Raw genomic sequence first — 15024 nt, 5'->3', positions numbered from 1 at the left:
TGTGCGCCGTGCTCACGGTCCGGGGCCGACACTCGCGGGTTGCCCTGCCGGAGCCTGCCCATGCGACTGTCCCACCCCGTTCGTCGCGCTCTCTTGGCTGTCCTCGCCGCCGGAGTCGCGGCCCACGCCGCCGCGACGCCCTGGCTGCCGCGCGAGGGTGCCTTGCCGCCCGGCCTGCTCGCGGGCCTGTCGATGGACGCCAAGGCCGGTGATGTCGATGGCGACGGCGACACCGACCTGGTGGTGGCGATGGAGTGGGCCCCGGTGCAGGTGCTGTTGAACGACGGCCGCGGCCGCTTCAGCGTCGATCCCACGCGCGTGCCGCAGACCACGCACGACCACGAGGAGGCCGCGCTCGCCGACCTCGACGGCGACGGTGACCTCGATCTCGCCATCGTCAGCGAGGACGACCGCGCCAGCGAACTCTGGCTCAACGACGGCACCGGTCGATTCGCCGTCGCGCCCTTCGATGCCGCGGTCGGCGCCGTTGGCAACGGGATCATCGCCGTGGACGTCGATGCCGATGGCGACCTCGACCTCGTCGCCGCCAATGCCGACGGCGACCGCCTGCTGCGCAACGACGGCGCGGCGCGCTTCGCGCATGACCGCGAGGCCCTGCCGGCGTTCGAGGGCATCTCGCAGGACGTGATCGCCGGTGATGTCGACGGCGACGGCGACGCCGACCTCGTGTTCGGCAAGGAGAACGGCGCACGCTTGCTGCTCAACGACGGTCGTGGCCGCTTCGCCCTCGCATCGGCGGCGCAGTGGCCCGCACTGGCCGACGAAACGCGCAAGGTCGGGCTGGGTGACGTGGACGGCGATGGCGACCTCGACGTCTACCCCGCCAACACGCGCTTCAGCCGCCCGCAGGCCGACGCGCAGGACCGCCTGCTGGTGAACGACGGACGCGGCGGCTTCACCGATGAGAGCGCCACGCAGCTGCCGCCCGATGCGCAGAGCGGTTTCCATGGCGACCTGCACGACCTCGATGGCGATGGCGACCTCGACCTGCTCAGTGCCGACGTGGTGTTCGGCGCGCCGCAGCCCTCGCCGGTGCGCGCCCTGCTCAACGATGGGTCGGGCCGTTTCTCGCCCGCTCCGGCGAGCCTGTGGCCGGCAACGATCCGCGGGCCGCTGTTCGACAGCGTGATGCTCGATGCCGATGGGGACGGCCGCGCCGAACGCTTTCTCGCGATGCGCGCCGCGCCGGACGTGTTGCTGGCACGCTGAACCTTCCAGCGTTCCGACCCCGAGACCCTTGATGCCGCGTCCGTTCCGTCTCCTCGTGATGGCGCTCGCCCTGTGTGGGCCCGCCATCGCCCACGCCAGTGACACGACCGCCGATGCGTCCTACGTGCCGCCGCGCGGCGCCTGGGCCGAATGCCCGCCACGCGACTGCGGCTTCGATGCGGCGAAACTCGCCGAGGCCGTCGCCTGGGTGCAGACGCAGGAAAACCCTGCGCCACGCGACCAGACCGCCGCCTGGGTGCGCAGCTTCGGCCAGCGCGAGCCCTGGTTCGGCGGCATCCTCGGGCCGATGGCACCGCGCGGTCCGGTGAGCGGCGTGGTGATCCACCGCGGCCGCGTGCTCGCGACGTTCGGCGAGCCCGATCGCGTCGACATGTCGCACAGCATCACCAAGAGCGCGCTCTCCGCCGTGGTCGGTCTCGCCTGGCAGGACGGCCGTATCGACCCCGACGCGCCGGTGGCTGCCTCGATGCCGCCAGGGGTCGATCTGTTCACCGACCCGAAGAACGCGCCGATCACCTGGGAGCATCTGCTGCGCCAGACCAGCGACTGGCAGGGCACGCTCTGGGGCAAGCCGGATTGGGCCGATCGACCGGTCGGCTACACGCCCGAGGACTGGCCGAATGCGCCGCGCGCCGCGCCCGGCGCGGTGTACGAGTACAACGACGTGCGCATCAACGTGCTGGCGCTGGCGGCGCTGCACGTGCATCGCGAACCGCTGCCGGTGGTGTTCCGCGAGCGGATCATGGACCCCATCGGCGCGTCCTCGCGCTGGCGCTGGGAGGGCTACCGCAATTCGTGGCTCGCGCTCGACGGCCGGCGCGTGCAGTCGGTCTCCGGCGGCGGCCACTGGGGCGGCGGGCTCTTCATCGACAGCTGGGACCTCGCGCGCTTCGGCCTGCTCTACCTGCGCGAAGGCCGCTGGGGCGACCGGCAGATCGTCGACCCGGCGTGGATGGCGCGCTCGCGCACGCCCGGCACCGCGAACCCCGCTTACGGCCACGCCAACTGGTTCCTCAACACCGGCCGCAAGGCCCTGCCGTCGATGCCAGAAAGCACCGTGTACTTCGTTGGCAACGGCATGAACGCGGTGGTGATCGACCGCGAGCACGACCTCGTGGTGGTGGCGCGCTGGATCGACGGCGATCCGGCGCTCGACGGCTTCCTGAAGCGCCTGCTCGCGGCTCGAAACCCTGCGCCCTGAGGCCCGGCGGCCGGCCGGGGCTGGCCTCGGCTATACTGCGCGCCTGCCGTGGGTCGCCCGGCAGTCGCTGCACACCACGCGCCCGTAGCTCAGCCGGATAGAGTAGTGGCTTCCGAAGCCTCTACTCATGGGTCAACAGGTGCGAGGTGAGTGTCACACCGGCCTCTACTCAAAAAGTGGGGCCGGAGCGGAAAAAGTCCTTTAGAAACGCGCCTGTAGCTCAGCCGGATAGAGTAGCGGCTTCCGAAGCCGTTGGTCGGGGGTTCGAATCCCTCCAGGCGCGCCATTTCCCTCTGGGACAAATCTGGGACGAATCTGGGACAGCGCTTGATGGCCGCCGCCGGCGAAATGAGTAAAGGCGCGGCGATGGCGAAGCCCGTCCTGCAGATCCGCATCGAACTCCAGCACGTCGCACCGCTGATCTGGCGTCGCCTGCAGATGCCCGGCGACTGCACGTTCTGGGACCTGCATGTGGCCATCCAGAGCGCATTCGCCTGGAACGACACCCACCTGCACGAGTTCCGCCCTGTGGGCCAACGTGACGGCCATCCGCGCCTCGGCATGCCCTTGGATGACTTCGACGAGAACCCGCCGTTGCCCGGCTGGGAGCATCGCGTCGCCGATGTCCTGACCCATGCCAACCCGCGACTCGAGTACGAATACGACTTCGGCGACGGCTGGGCGCACCTGATCGTGCTCGAGGAGATCCTTCAGGCCGCTCCGGGCAAGGCGTATCCGCGCTGCACGGCCGGGGAGCGTTCGGCGCCCCCCGATGACTGCGGTGGCTCCGATGGCTATGCCAGCCTGCTCGAAACCCTGGCGGACCCCGAGGACCCGGACCACGCCTCGTCCCATGCGTGGGCGAGCAGCCAAAAGGGGCGGCGCGGCCGTTTCGATCCCGAGGCCTTCGACGAGCAGAAGGTCAAGTTCGCCAACCCGGCGCCGCGGCTGAAGCGGTTGCTGGCGTACATCGCCTCTCAGCGACGCTGACCTCGCCGCCTGTACGGCGGACTCGCCTTCAGCGCCTCGCTTCTTCTAAAACACGGCGGACGACCGCTGCGATCTCTGCGACGGTCTCCTCCAGTGCCGGGGCCTCGAGTCGACTCCGATCGAGGAAGGCTCGCCACTGCAGGCGCTTCGTCTTGTCGAGAGCGAAGGTGGTGGTCAGTCCGATCGGCAGTTCGGCCGGCAACGGGGTTGCCCGTCGCGCGAAGGTTGCCGTGATGGCCTGAGCGAGTGACGTCGGCGCCATGCGCGCTTCGCGGATCAGGCTCAGCAGGTCGAAGTAGTCCTTCATCCGGCTGTTGCCCATGCCCAGCACCACGATGGCCTCGAGTTTTTCCGCGAAGGCGGTTTCGCGCGGGTAGATCCGAAGCACCGGCGAGGGAACATCCTCCAGCATCGTGTCGAACCGCACTTCCTCCGGCTCGGGCGTGATGGCATCCCCGAATCCGATATCCCACTGGATGACGCAGGTCGCGGTGCCGAGCCGTGCCTTGAGTTGGACGCGCAGTCCGTCATAGCGCGCGGTTTCGCGGATGGCATCGACGCTCATCCGCGACAGGTCGAAGATCAGTCCGTCATCGACGTCGGCCTCGCAGAGCGCTTGGACCACGGTGGCGATTCGCCCTGGATCGGGCGTCCCGAATCCGAGAAAGTCGGCATCACGCGTGGGCCGATGCGATTGGTCCAACCAGTGGCGGAAGAGCAGGGCGCCTTTCAGGACGAAGTCATCGCGATAGGGCGATATCGACAGGCGGTACAGGAGACGCTCGACGGCGTAGCGATCCAGCGTGAGTTGGAACTCCTCGTCGTTCTGTTTCGCGATGTTGAGCAGACGCTGCCGGATCGAGTCGATGCGAGCGGACGTTGGTGCACTCACGACACGGCCTCCAGATACGGCCGCATGACGTTCGCCATCCGCAGCGCCGTCGCCAGCTGCCAGATCGTGTCATTGTCGGCGCGGCGTTCGCGGCGCGCTTGCGCCAGTGCCTCCAGCGCGACATCGAGGCCGATCTTGTTCCGGAACTTAAAGCCATCGACGACCGTCCTCGCGACGCTGGTCACTCGAAGCGGAATGCCGTCTCGAACGTGTGTTTCGATTCCTGCGGTGAGTCCCGCACCGGAGTAGCGCACGACACGAAGGGATGGCCAGTCGAGCTTGGGCGCGTGTTGCCCGGGCCCCAGTCCCAGCCATACCGCCCCAGGCGCCTGTGTGGTGAGGCCATGGAATCGCAGCGCGGTCAGCAGGCAGAAGAAGCCTTCCGGCTTGCGCTGCGCGACCACCACCAGAGCTTCGTCCTGAGAGGGCGAACGATGCGGGAGGGCATAGAGCCCTCGCGCCAGCTGAATCAACTCGCCGCGCTGGACGAGCCGGGCAATCTGGGCCGCTTCCAGCCCGGCCGCGCGCAGATCGCGGGCGCGAGCGCAGCCCTGCTTCTCCAGCAGATGTCGGGCGGGAGCATGGAATTTCATGGTGACGAGGTTGTTACATATCCGATATCAATGTCAATAAAGAAATCGACTTTGTAACAGCGGTCCATTGCTGCGGAACACCGCCAGTACTCACCTTGATGGGCCTGAGTGCCGCTCGCCGTAGGGTGCAAGTCGAGTCCAAAGGGCATTGGCGTCGGGGAATGCCCTGCGCTCCCGAGGCTTCAGACCGCGTGTTGCGTCGATCTGGGCATACTGCAACCTCTTGCCATCGTTGAACTTCCGAGGCTTCCGAAGCCAAATCCCTCCGGGCGCGCCACTTCCTTAAGCGAACACGAAGGCGTGCATCGACAGCACGCCGTAGCGATATCCGCCCTCCAGCCGTTCCGCTGAGGCCGTCTCGCCCGCCGCCGCGCGCGAAGGGCAGGGGCAACAGGTGTTCGACGGTGGGATGAACGCGGGCGAGGCCCGGCGTGGCCATCAACCGTTCCGCGAACGCTTCGGCCCCGAGGCCGCGGGCCAGATCGCCACTCACCGATTCAACGAAGGCCTGCGCTTCGGGCGAGGGGCGTTCGCCGGCCGCAGTGTCGAGTTCGTACAGGTTTTGCGTCAGGCTGCCCGAGCCGATCACCAGCACGCCGTCGTCGCGCAGTGGGCGAAGCGCTGCGCCGAGTGCGGCGGCCGTGTGCGCATCGAGGTCGGCCGGCATCGAGAGCTGCACCATAGGCACGTCGGCCTGCGGGTAGAGATGCATCATCGGCACCCAGGCGCCGTGGTCGAAGCCGTGTTGCGGGTCGATCGTCGCGACCAAGCCTTGTGCGGCCAGCAGGGCCTGCGCACGGGCGGCCAGCGCCGGATCGCCCGGCGCGGGGTACTGCAGGGCGTAAAGCGGCGCGGGGAAGCCGCCGAAATCGTGGATCGTCCGCGGTGCGCTTGCGCCGGTGAGCGACAGGCCGCGCGTCATCCAGTGCGGCGAGAGCAGGAGCACCGCGCGTGGCGTGGGCAGGCCTTCCGCGAATCCGCGCAGGGCCGCGCCGGCGGCGCCGGGTTCGAGCGCGAAGGTCGGCGCACCGTGCGAGAGGAAGAGGGTGGGCAGGGGTGTGGGCATGGAGTCAGCCTGTGCCCCGTCCCGCACCGACGGCGAGCGCGGGGCGGGAACGCAGCGTTGCCGCGCCCCGCCTCGGCCCGGCGGCTTACTCGGTAATGGTGAAGCTGCCGGTCTCGCAGAGGTCCTCGGCGTCCACCGTGGTTTCGCTGCCGTCGTCGAAGACGAACTTCATGTCGTACTCGCACTGCGTGCGGCCGTCAGCGATGGTGATGCTGACGCTCTCGCCCGCACCGAGCACATCGGCGCCGAGGATGTCCTCCTCCCACTCGTCCACGTCGGCCGGCGAAGCGTAGAACTCCGTGATCACGCCAGAGGTCGCGTTGGTCAGTTCGAAATCGAGGTCCTCGGCCGCCACGCTGCCGGCGAGAGCGAGGCCAAGCAGAGCGATGAGCAGGGAGGTGGGGCGGGCAAGGCGCATGTGGGGTTCCTCGGTAGGCCCCGGGCATTCGGGGCCCGTGTACCCTACCTGTTGCACCGTTCCGCGCGGGGTTCCCCATGCTGCTTTCCAGTGTCGATGGCACGCTGCTGTTCCTGTCGGTCGACGTCGTCGGCTCGACGCCCTTCAAGCAGGCGCATGCGGCCGATTCCGGCTGGATCCCGCCCTTCGCCCGGCTGTTCCGAGAATTCCCGCTGGTGTTCACCGGCGAGATCGGCATGGCCTTCGCCGAGGCCGACGATCTCGTTCCCTTCGGTGTTTGGAAGGTGATCGGCGACGAGATCGTCTTCGTCGCCGCGCCGCGCACGCGGCAGGACGCGCAGCGCGTGCTGAAAGGCTTCGCCGCCGCGGTGGCGCGCTACAGCGCCACCCTGCACGCCGACTACGGCCTCAAGTTGCGCGGCATCGCCTGGAGCGCCGATGTCTCCGGCCGCAACATGAAGGTTGAGATCCCCGAGATGTCCGGCGGCCCCGAAGGCGGCGTGTACGTCGACGTGCTCGGCCCCGACATCGATTTCGGCTTCCGCCTCGGCAGCCATGCCGAAGGCGCGGAAGTTGCGCTGTCCTACCCGCTGGCCCTGTTGATGCTGGAACTCGGCGAGACCGATGCCGTGCGCTGGCTGGGCCTCGGCGTGCTGAAGGGCGTGCTCGACGGCCGTGCGCTGCCGCTCTTCCTGCTGCGGCACGACCGCGCGCCGCGCGGGCTGGCCGTGACGGCCGCGCAGATGAACGCGCACGTCGACGAGTTCCTCGCCGACCTCGGCCCGGTGGCCGCGCAGGCGCCGCCGCGCGTGAGCCTGCCCGACGAAGCGGGCGCTTGAGCGTGGCTGATCCTTCCAACCGCGCCGCCCCCGCCCTCGATCGCGCCGAACTCGCGTCCCTGCTCGCCAAGCACGCGCCCGGCCGCTATCGCATCCGCCCGCTGCTGGAGGCGGTGGTCGTTTTCGTGGCGGTGATGGCCGCCACCTTCATCACCGTCAGCTTCATCCACCTGCGCGCGCTCGATGCGCAGAAGCAGGAGATCCGCCAGGGCCTGCTGCGCACCGCCAACGTGCTGTCGACGCTGGTGGATGTCGAAAAGCATCGCGGCTTCAACGCGCCCGATCTCGAAAGCACCGCTGGCTTCATCGCCGCCGAGCAGCAGCTCATCCGCGCCAAGCAGGCCGACCCGCAGATCGCCTTCCTCTACACCGCGGTGCTCGACGGCGACACCGTGCGCTTCGTGCTCGATGCCACCCTGCCGCCGCTCGCGGACGAGGAAGACACGCGCGTGGCCTTGCTGTCCGCCTACGACAACCCGCCCGCCGAGATGGTCGAGGCCCTGCGCACCGGCGAAACCCGCGCCAGCGCCGAGCCCTACACCGACGAGTGGGGCACCTTCGTCAGCGCCTACGTGCCGCTGCGCGATGCGAACGGCACGGCCATTGGCGTGCTCGGCCTTGATCTCGAGGTGTCGGATTACCTCGCCCGCCTCGAACCCATCGGCCGCGCCACGCGGCGCGCGCTGGTCACCGCCTTCTTCATCGCCTTCCTGATGGGCTCGACGGTGTGGTTCCTGCGCCGCTTCATCCTCGTGCTGCACCACCGCCGCAACGCGCTGTTCGAGGACCTGCAGGGCGTGCAGGCGCGGCTCGACGACGACGCGGGCGGTAGGCCGCCGGCATGAGCGCCAGCGGGCGCGCCGGCGCCGCGGCCCTGTTGATCGTGCTGGCCAGCTTCGTGCAGGCCGTCTCGGTGGGCATCAATGCGGTGATCTTCCCGACGGCGCTGGAGAGCTACGGCGTCGACAAGGGCGTGATCGGCGCGGTGATGGCCATCGAGTTCGTCTCGGTGTTCCTGGTGAGCGGCGCGCTCGGCCGCATGCTCGGCCTCGCCAGCCTGTACTCGTGGCTGCTGGTCTCCACCGCCATCCGCCTGCCGGCCCTGCTGCTGCTGAGCTTCGTGGTCGACGTGCCGCACTGGCTGGCGCTGGTTGCGCTGCACGGCCTCGGCAACGTGCTGTTCGGCACCCTGCTGCAGACCTGGATCAACAGCATTCCTTTCGAACGCGCGCGCGGCCTCTCCATCGCGCTGTACGGCACGGCCATCTCGGTGGGCCTGGCGCTGGGCCCGGTGCTGGTGGGGCAGTTGGAGCACGTCACGTCCTTGCTCGCGCCGACGCTCACCGCCTTGGACGCCTTGGCCGAAACCCACCTCGCGCTGCAGCCCGATGCGCTGGTGACCGAGACCACGCGAATCGCCCTGCTGCTGAGCGCGATACTCAGCACGCTGGCCGCGCTGCCGCTACTCGCCGGCCGCGTGCTGGCGCCGCGCTTCAAGCGGCCGCGACAAGGCCGCCTGCTCGACACGCTGCGACAAGCGCCGGCGGTGATGTTCGCGCTGGCCCTCACCGGCGCCACCATCCTCGGCTTGCAGGGCTTCATCACTCTCTACGGCATGAACAACGGCCTCGCCTTCGAGCAGGCCGCATTGCTGCTCTCCGCCTTCATGCTCGGCGCCATCGCGCTGGAGATGCCGGTGGCCTGGGTGTCGGACCACTTCGACCGCCGCTACGTGATGATGGCCCTCGTGCTGCTCTCGCTGGTGGCCGCCGTGGGCTTGCCCATGGCCATCTACGACCTGTGGCTGGCGCGCGGCCTGCTGTTCGTGTGGGGCGGCGTGATGGGCGGCCTGTATTCCATCTGCCTCGCCGTGGTGGCCGAGCGCTTCGAAGGCGACGCGCAGGTGGCCGCCAACGGCATGGCCTCGATCATGGAGGCGGTGGGCGGGACTGTTGGAATGATCGCCATCGGCCTCGCGATGCAGGCCTTCCAGGTCGACGGCCTGCCCTATGTGCTGATGTTCGCCTGCGTCCTGTACTTCACCTTCGCGCTCACGCGCTACCCGATCCGCTGACCCAACCACCGCCGATGAGAACGCCATGATCAAGCCCCAGGACGCCGTCGGCGAAAACCCGCACTACCAGACCATGCTCGACATCGGCTTCCCCGAGAAGCGCGAGCAATGGCGCGACGAGCCCGCCGTGTACAAGGACGGCAAGCTCACCATCGCCGGCCACCCGGTGATGGAGGACTGGGAAGACAACTACATGAAGGCCCTGGCCGACGTGGCCACGCGCGGCGGTGGACGCGTGTTGGAGCTGGGCTTCGGCATGGGCATCTCGGCCGGCCACGTGCAGGCCCACCCGCTGCGCGAGCACGTGATCATCGAGGCCAATGCCGGCGTGTTCGAGCGCTTGCAGTCCTTTGCGGCCACACACCCCAGCGTCACGCCGATGTTCGGCTTCTGGCAGGACGTGGTGGCGCAGCTGGAACCCGCTAGCTTCGACGGCATCCTCTTCGACACCTACCCGACGCAGGGCGAGGAGGTGGCCGCGCACTGGTTCTTCTTCGCCGAGGCACATCGCCTGCTCAAGCCCGGCGGCGTGTTCACCTACCTCTCCGACGAAGTGCGCGACTTCTCGCCGCGGCACCGCCAGGCACTGGCGGATGCGGGGTTCGCCGACGTGGTCGCGGAGGTGTGCGGGGTGGATACGCCGGAGGAGTGCCTGTACTGGAAGGACAAGACGATCGTGGTGCCGATCTGCACGAAGCGGTAAGGCATTCCATCAAAACCACTAATCCTCTTTCGAACCTCGACGCCATCAAGCCATGTTTCGCTATCTTCCGCTCGCGCTTCTCTTTGTTGTCGGCTACGGACACGCCTCGTCATCTACGCCTGAAGAATTGTCAGATCGCGCAAAGGAGGCGATGACGTGCAGCATCATTTATTCGCTTCTGGCAAGCGGCGCCAGTGGCGATGAGAAGAATGAGCATGAAGTGACAGAGCTGGCGCTCACCATGGCCTCGCGGTCGTGGGGAGCGCGCACGGCGCATGCTGGAGAATGGGGCGTCGAAGTGATTCGGACGTACCTACCCGTCGCTCCTTTGGCGATTCGCGAAAATCCCAAGAACCAAAGGATGGCCGCGGGATTCGGCATCGACACTGAGGGTGGCCTTGCAAGAGACGACGAAGCGAGTGCACAGCAATGGGAAAATGTGACGGCAGATTGCGTCGACTTCATTCAAGGAAACCTTTCCGAGATCGGCCCACTGATCGAGCAGTTCCGCGCGGGCCGAGAAGCGTCCGCAGCGGAGTCTGCGACAGGGGCTCAACGTTTGCTCAGCGGGCCGTCGCCTGTCGAGCTGAAGGCAGCTTTCTGTGTCGGCGTCTTCCGAGATCAGCGTGATCACTCAGAAGAGGTCCTTGAGAACCTTGATGCCGAGGCCAGCGTGGGGCAGGACAAGGCAAGGCGGCGCGTGCTGATCGATCGCGTGGAACACCACAGAGCAATCATTCGCGAGACTAGCGAGCGCGAGGAGCAGGTAAATCGGGCCATGGCACGTCAGGCGGGTGGCGTTGACGTTGAGCCGCTCCGCCTGGCGTTTGGTCGGGGAGGGGCTTGGTCAATCTCCGCTCGTGTCTTTTCTCTCGCATGCCAACAAAAATGTGGAGCAGGTGCCGCTGCCGAGAAGTGTCATGCCCAATGCATGGCCGAGAACCCTATGGCCGCCAGCGTGGCGGAGTGTTCCGACCTGTCGTTTCTTTCCGAGTGACTCATCGAGTCTTCGAAACGGGCATCTCGGCCGGCCACGTGCAGGCTCACCCGCTGCGCGAGCACGTGATCATCGAGGCCAATGCCGGCGTGTACGAGCGCCTGCAGGCCTTCGCGGCCACGCACCCCAGCGTCACGCCGATGTTCGGCTTCTGGCAGGACGTGGTGGCGCAACTGGAGCCCGGCAGCTTCGACGGCATCCTGTTCGACACCTACCCGACGCAGGGCGAGGAAGTGGCCGCGCACTGGTTCTTCTTCGCCGAAGCGCACCGCCTGCTCAAGCCCGGCGGCGTGTTCACCTACTTCTCCGACGAAGTGCGCGACTTCTCGCCGCGGCACCGAAAAGCGCTGGCGGATGCGGGCTTCACCGATGTCGTCGCCGAAGTTTGCGAGATCAATACGCCGGAAGAGTGCTTGTACTGGAAGGACAAGACGATCGTGGTGCCGATCTGCACGAAGCGCTGAACCGCGGAGCGCCATCCCGAATCCGAGCGCGGCGATGCCGGCCCGGATCGGGATAACGAACCGACGACCTCACGCATCAGCCACGCTTGCGAAGACGCAGGCCAAGGCCGCCCAGCAAGGCGCCGAAGCCGGCGACGGCGAACCACGGCAGTGGTCCCGCGGTGTCCGGCATGCGGGCAGCAATGTAGTTCGGCGCCGGTGCCGGGTCGGCCATGCGGGGCTCCTGCGGCAATTCCTCGTAGCGCACGAAGCGGCCGTAGCGATCCGGCGGCAGGCCGGGCTCGGTGGTCAGCGCAGCGGCGCCCTCCGGCACGTAGAGGTTGATCCGCTGGCCGCTGCGCAGGGCCCAAAAGGGGTACTTACGCCCACCCAGCGTTACCTGATCGCCCGGGTTGTTGAGAACCGTGTAGCGCCCCATCTTCGCGCCGCTGGGCCCATAGAAGTCAGCGACCACCGAGCCGTCGCGGTCGAGTCGAACGAAGTCGGCCTCGAAGCGGGCCCATTTGATGTCGTTGTTGGTGATCACCTCGAAGCAGGCCTCGGGAATGCGCGGGTACTGGGTGATCAGCGCGACGTTCCAGGCCATGTCGACCTGCCCGCAACTCAGCACGCGGGTATCGGTCGGTGCGAGTTGGCGCGTCTTGAGGTCCTGCGCGGGAAGGCCGCTGGCGCAGGCCAGGCCGACCATGAGCGCGATCAGGCGGGGGGTCATCGTTTTCATTTTCACTCTCCTGTGGCGGAACAAAGCTCGGTTCCCGCCGGCGGCGGGGGGGACCGTTTTCGCGCACACCGCCGGGGGGCGGGAGGGCACTCGTTACTGCACGGCGACGGCGCGCACGATGAAGCGTTGCGGCGCGTTGCCGACAAACCAGAATGGGTAGCAGGTGATGAGGGTCAGGACGGGGCCCGTGCTCGACTGGAGCGGCGACAAGTCGTGCGGTTCGACGATCGACAGCGCATCGATGCGGTAGCGGCGCTGCTGCGAGGCGCTTTCAAGCACGACCACATCGCCCACCTCGACCCGACGGAGCGCGCGGAAGTAGCCATCGCGGTGCGCGGCGATGGCGAGGTTGCCGTTGCTGTCGGCGCCGGCCGCGGCATCCACCAGGCCTGCGCCGCGGTTGAGGTTGCGCTCGCTGAGGTCCGGGAACACCGGAGCTTCGAGCGCCACACGGGGAATGCGCAGGACGGCCACCGGCAAGGACCGTTCCGCGAGCAGGCTTTCGGCATGGTCCCGGACCCGCGCGGATGACCATTCGCTGCGATCTGGATCGCTGGAGGGCGACGGCAGCGAGGCCGTTCCGGGTGCCGTGGCGGGCGTCGATGCGGTGAAAGCAACGATGGCTTCCCGCCGCTCGACCTCACCGAGGGCGCGACCGCCGGCGAAGACCAGCAGCAGCGCGACGCCCAGCGTCGAGAGGACGTTCTCGATCGAGAGCCACGATGACACGAGGCGAATCGGTGATGGCATGCGACGCTCCAGGCCCTTCGGAGCGTGCTCAAGAGATGCGTTGCACGATCCGTCGTCGAAGCTAGACTTTTTGCCGTGCGCCCACTGTTCGGTGCCGCACCCATTGCGATGGCAAGGCCGCGATGATCACGCGCAAGCACCACGCCGATGGTCCAGCACCGGTCCGACGCAGGATGTGGCCGTGGTCGCAGCGCACCCCTTGCTGAAGCGCGGCGGCGTTCTCAGCGATTCTTCCGACATCGTGTGCGACGCATAGCCAGACTTTGATCGTCCGTCTTCGACCTATGCCGTTGAAAAACTCGGTTGAAGTCGGCTTTTGAAGCTGGTCCACTGATCCCCCATCGATCCAGCGGATTCCGCAGCGATGATGGGACGTCAGGACGCCGGACAAGCGCCTCTCTTCTACGCCTTCAACCTTGAGGACCACGTCCCGGCGAGCCACATGCTCCGCAGGATTGATCGGTTTCTCGACCTGAGCGAACTCCACCAGCATCTCGCCCCGCACTACAGCCACACCGGCAGGCCATCCGTTGATCCGGCCTTGCTAATCCGGATGCTGATCGTCGGCTACTGCTTTGGGATTCGCTCGGAACGTCGGCTGTGTGAAGAACTTCACTTGAACCTCGCTTATCGCTGGTTCTGCCGGCTCGGCTTGGAAGATTCGGTCCCCGATCACTCGACGTTCTCGAAGAATCGCCACGGGCGATTCCGCGACAACGACACCCTGCGCTTCGTGTTCGAGAAGGTACTCGAGCGCTGCCTCGCCGAAGGTTTGGTCGGAGGCGAGGGTTTCGCCATCGACGCCAGCGTCATCAAGGCAGATGCCAACCGCCAGAAGGGTGTTCCTGGCGCCGACGCCACGTGGGACCGCGAGTCGCCGCTTGCCCGTCCGGTCCGCGAGTATCTCCAGGCGCTGGACGACGCTGAGATGCCGCCGCGGACGCCCAAGAATATTTCGACGACCGACCCGGCGTCGCAGTGGACCGCAGCACCAGGTGGCCCAGCGTTCTATGCGTACTCGACCAATTACCTGGTTGATGTGACGGCGGGTGTCATTGTCGATGTCGAGGCCACACCTGCGCGTCGTAGTGATGAGGTAGAAGCGACCAGGACGATGGTCAATCGGGTCGAACAACGCTTCGATCTGTCGCCGACCCGACTGATTGGAGACACCGCCTACGGCAGCGCTGAGATGCTGGGCTGGATGGTCGATGAAAAGCAGATCGAACCGCACGTGCCGGTATGGGACAAGACCGAGAGGTCTGATGGAACGTTCTCGCGTTCCGATTTCGAGTGGCGTGCGGAAGACAACGAATGTCGCTGCCCCTCCGATAAGGCCCTTCGTAGCGACCGAAGGAAGTTCACGGTGCCGCGATCCGGCGTCACCAAGGCCGACACCATCATCTATCGAGCGAGCGCCAGCGACTGCGTGAGCTGCCCCCTAAAGACGCGATGCTGCCCGAATACGCCAATCCGAAAGATTGCACGCCAACTCAACGAATCAGCGCGTGACGTCGCGCGTCAGGTTGCGAAGACGGAGGCATACGCGAGATCGCGACGGCATCGAAAGAAGGTTGAGATGCTGTTCGCGCACTTGAAGCGCATCCTGAGGCTGGATCGGTTGCGGCTTCGCGGCCTGAAGGGCGCTCGAGATGAGTTCCTATTGGCTGCGACTGCGCAGAATTTGCGAAGAATGGCGGTGTGGTTGATGCCAAAAGGCACTGAACCGGCGATGGCAACCGCCCTTTGACGACCAAGGGTGCCTGCGCGCCCACTTTTTCTTTGGGTTGAGCGAAGAAGCGGCCCTTTCGGCGACTGCGCCACACCCGCCACGACGCCGAAAACGGAGTTTTTCAACGGAATAGACCCATAGCGGTCGCTCGCCTAAGGGTTACTACTCCAAAAAACCGTGCGTCTAAAGACCAGGAGGACGTCGCGTCGGGAGCCGAACCGTGGGTCCTTCCCATCGTGGCGACTGAGAGCTCACGACGGACTGAGCACTAGCTTGAATCTCGCTTTCGTCGACTGTGTTGCGCCAGTTCTCAGATAGAACTCTTGTGCGCTT

Annotated in this window: 16 protein-coding genes and 1 tRNA gene; 11 read left to right on the top strand and 6 right to left on the bottom strand. The window is 66.8% G+C overall.

Annotation, left to right across the window (positions count from 1 at the left end; translation table 11 throughout):
• The first annotated feature begins 60 nt into the window (after nt 1–60).
• The 4 genes from O9280_RS11405 to O9280_RS11390 all read left to right on the top strand — a co-directional run bounded on the left by O9280_RS11405 (nt 61) and on the right by O9280_RS11390 (nt 3442).
• The gene (locus O9280_RS11405; RefSeq protein ID WP_298342610.1) at nt 61–1230 is read left to right on the top strand and encodes a VCBS repeat-containing protein; all 1170 of its coding nucleotides are present in this window, start codon (nt 61–63) and stop codon (nt 1228–1230) included.
• A 31-nt stretch (nt 1231–1261) separates the two neighbouring features.
• Nucleotides 1262–2452 (top strand): serine hydrolase, encoded by a 1191-nt coding sequence (locus O9280_RS11400; RefSeq protein ID WP_298342607.1) that lies wholly within the window; start codon nt 1262–1264, stop codon nt 2450–2452.
• Nucleotides 2453–2661: 209 nt separating this feature from the next.
• Nucleotides 2662–2738: transfer RNA gene (locus tag O9280_RS11395), tRNA-Arg, on the top strand.
• Between the two features lie 80 nt (nt 2739–2818).
• Nucleotides 2819–3442 carry a plasmid pRiA4b ORF-3 family protein gene (locus O9280_RS11390; protein ID WP_298342604.1) on the top strand — a complete coding sequence of 208 codons (624 nt, stop codon included), beginning with the start codon at nt 2819–2821 and terminating at the stop codon, nt 3440–3442.
• Between the two features lie 28 nt (nt 3443–3470).
• On the opposite strand, the gene O9280_RS11385 is transcribed toward O9280_RS11390, so the two are convergent.
• From O9280_RS11385 to O9280_RS11370, 4 genes are all read right to left on the bottom strand, one after another.
• Nucleotides 3471–4334: a nucleotidyl transferase AbiEii/AbiGii toxin family protein gene (locus tag O9280_RS11385; RefSeq protein ID WP_294065331.1), complete on the bottom strand. Its 864-nt coding sequence runs from the start codon at nt 4332–4334 to the stop codon at nt 3471–3473.
• Nucleotides 4331–4927, bottom strand: coding sequence for a type IV toxin-antitoxin system AbiEi family antitoxin domain-containing protein (locus tag O9280_RS11380; protein WP_294065333.1), 597 nt, complete (start codon nt 4925–4927; stop codon nt 4331–4333). Before O9280_RS11380 ends, O9280_RS11385 begins: the two co-directional genes overlap by 4 nt.
• Nucleotides 4928–4940: 13 nt before the next feature.
• Nucleotides 4941–5993, bottom strand: coding sequence for a class III extradiol ring-cleavage dioxygenase (locus tag O9280_RS11375; protein WP_298342598.1), 1053 nt, complete (start codon nt 5991–5993; stop codon nt 4941–4943).
• Between the two features lie 85 nt (nt 5994–6078).
• Nucleotides 6079–6411, bottom strand: coding sequence for a hypothetical protein (locus tag O9280_RS11370; RefSeq protein ID WP_298342595.1), 333 nt, complete (start codon nt 6409–6411; stop codon nt 6079–6081).
• Nucleotides 6412–6488: 77 nt separating this feature from the next.
• Between O9280_RS11370 and O9280_RS11365 the strand changes: the two genes are divergently transcribed.
• Genes O9280_RS11365 through O9280_RS11340 form a run of 6 tightly spaced genes read left to right on the top strand, consistent with a single transcriptional unit; the run spans nt 6489 to nt 11488 of the window.
• Entirely contained in the window at nt 6489–7250 is a 762-nt protein-coding gene (locus O9280_RS11365) for a hypothetical protein (RefSeq protein ID WP_298342593.1), read from the top strand.
• A gap of 2 nt (nt 7251–7252) precedes the next feature.
• Nucleotides 7253–8095, top strand: a complete 843-nt coding sequence (locus O9280_RS11360) for a hypothetical protein (protein ID WP_298342591.1) — start codon at nt 7253–7255, stop codon at nt 8093–8095.
• Nucleotides 8092–9324 (top strand): MFS transporter, encoded by a 1233-nt coding sequence (locus O9280_RS11355; protein ID WP_298342588.1) that lies wholly within the window; start codon nt 8092–8094, stop codon nt 9322–9324. The genes O9280_RS11360 and O9280_RS11355 overlap by 4 nt, the downstream gene beginning before the upstream one ends.
• A 25-nt stretch (nt 9325–9349) precedes the next feature.
• The gene (locus tag O9280_RS11350) at nt 9350–10027 is read left to right on the top strand and encodes a class I SAM-dependent methyltransferase (protein ID WP_298342585.1); all 678 of its coding nucleotides are present in this window, start codon (nt 9350–9352) and stop codon (nt 10025–10027) included.
• A gap of 52 nt (nt 10028–10079) precedes the next feature.
• Nucleotides 10080–11024 carry a hypothetical protein gene (locus O9280_RS11345; RefSeq protein ID WP_298342580.1) on the top strand — a complete coding sequence of 315 codons (945 nt, stop codon included), beginning with the start codon at nt 10080–10082 and terminating at the stop codon, nt 11022–11024.
• A 38-nt stretch (nt 11025–11062) separates the two neighbouring features.
• A complete protein-coding gene (locus tag O9280_RS11340; RefSeq protein WP_298342577.1) occupies nt 11063–11488 on the top strand; it encodes a hypothetical protein in 426 nt (141 codons plus the stop codon).
• Nucleotides 11489–11564: 76 nt separating this feature from the next.
• On the opposite strand, the gene O9280_RS11335 is transcribed toward O9280_RS11340, so the two are convergent.
• Both O9280_RS11335 and O9280_RS11330 read right to left on the bottom strand, forming a co-directional pair.
• Nucleotides 11565–12209, bottom strand: coding sequence for a hypothetical protein (locus O9280_RS11335; protein WP_298342574.1), 645 nt, complete (start codon nt 12207–12209; stop codon nt 11565–11567).
• A 93-nt stretch (nt 12210–12302) separates the two neighbouring features.
• Entirely contained in the window at nt 12303–12959 is a 657-nt protein-coding gene (locus O9280_RS11330) for a class D sortase (RefSeq protein ID WP_298342571.1), read from the bottom strand.
• A 364-nt stretch (nt 12960–13323) separates the two neighbouring features.
• Between O9280_RS11330 and O9280_RS11325 the strand changes: the two genes are divergently transcribed.
• Nucleotides 13324–14709 carry an IS1182 family transposase gene (locus tag O9280_RS11325; RefSeq protein ID WP_298342568.1) on the top strand — a complete coding sequence of 462 codons (1386 nt, stop codon included), beginning with the start codon at nt 13324–13326 and terminating at the stop codon, nt 14707–14709.
• The last annotated feature ends 315 nt before the right edge of the window (nt 14710–15024 follow it).

Origin of the sequence: Silanimonas sp. (assembly GCF_027531545.1) — a bacterium.
Classification (GTDB): Bacteria; Pseudomonadota; Gammaproteobacteria; order Xanthomonadales; family Xanthomonadaceae; genus Silanimonas.
This window is presented reverse-complemented; position numbering and strand designations above follow the sequence as displayed.